Source organism: Enterobacter cloacae complex sp. S1, assembly GCF_014930525.1.
In the GTDB taxonomy this organism is placed as follows: Bacteria; Pseudomonadota; Gammaproteobacteria; order Enterobacterales; family Enterobacteriaceae; genus Enterobacter; species Enterobacter hormaechei_C.
On the sequence record NZ_JADBRE010000071.1, the window covers coordinates 1 to 1,214 of the forward strand.

The 1,214-nt window shown below is 40.1% G+C and carries 1 protein-coding gene; it reads right to left on the reverse strand.

Translation table 11 applies throughout. From position 1 onward, the window contains the following. Window positions 1-150 precede the first annotated feature (150 nt). Window positions 151-1,035, reverse strand: coding sequence for a membrane protein (locus IM290_RS21430; RefSeq protein WP_032669714.1), 885 nt, complete (start codon window positions 1,033-1,035; stop codon window positions 151-153). Between the last annotated feature and the right edge of the window lie 179 nt (window positions 1,036-1,214).

Genomic DNA, 1,214 nt, shown 5'->3' on the forward strand with positions numbered 1-1,214 from the left:
ATCATAAACCGTGCTGAATAAGCATGTATATTATTTTTTTCCAAAGATAAAAATGACGGATATGTAGCCCCCCCCCTTGGCAAAGCGCTGAATTGTGCCATAGGAAAATCATCCTGAAATTCATTTTTTTTTCTAAACAAATTAAATATGTTAATTTTCATCAATGTAATCCGCCACCCAATCTGCTCCAAAGTAACCTGCAGTTCCGAATATAATCCCACCAACGAGCCCCGTCAGCACCGCCCCTGGCCCTGTCTCAATACCAACCGCCGCACCTGCCGCTGTACCTATTTTTGCTCCAGCAACAGCCATCCCCCATCCTCCAGCTTGTCTGATGACCTCAGCAGTTATTGGTTTAACGCTACCGTTTTTAAGCGACTTTTCAGACGCCTGCTCTAGATCATAGGCTGTAAAGACAATCCCTGTTACCTGTACCACACGAGCACCACGTGTAAAATACTTTGTGTATTTTAACGTTTCTGGAGTAAAAATCGCAGCAGCTGGTATTTTTTCACCGTGCAACAATACTTCCTTATCTATGTCCCTAACATAATTTGATATTTTGTCAATGCGTTTCCCAAGATGTGGGTTTTGTTTCTTGTAGTCGTCAAGACTCTTAAGTATCTCTTCTGTAGAAATTAATTTCGCACCTGACTTAACGGCTTTATCAATATCAACAATAATTGTTTTACCTTCAAACCTTGGAGATCCTTCCGGAAATGCAGAACTAGTAGAAATATAAGCTGATGCATTCTTGCCCATCACATGCTCTGCTACAGAATAGGAAGCAGAAAAATCCTTTGGAATTAAACCATATCGCTCTGGATTAGTTTCAGAAAGCATCTTTGCCTCTGATAAATCCATTTTTGAAAGGTAAGGATCAGAATTAGAAGCATATATTTTCCTAACCAAGAAGCCATCTTTACCTGGCTCATCAACAACAGTAAAAAAAAATGCTCGAGCGGGCATTAACAACCCAGTTATATCATATGTTGAATGTGGGGTTTCATTGGTTAAAGCTGATTGTTCAGTCATTTACCACTTCTCCAGAGCATGAACACCTAACCAAACAGTTAGTTTGGATGGTTCCTTTGTAAAAACGCGTTTACATAAACCTTGAGCATCGGTGACACCTTTAAATGTTTCATTATATTCGTTACGGATAAAGTACGGAACGTTGGCTAAAGGCTTGCCATTATCATCCAGGACACGGA

Coding starts and splice junctions, on each gene's coding strand:
- IM290_RS21430 (WP_032669714.1), bottom strand. CDS start 1,035: ATGACTGAACAATCAGCTTTAACCAATGAAACCCCACATTCAACATAT.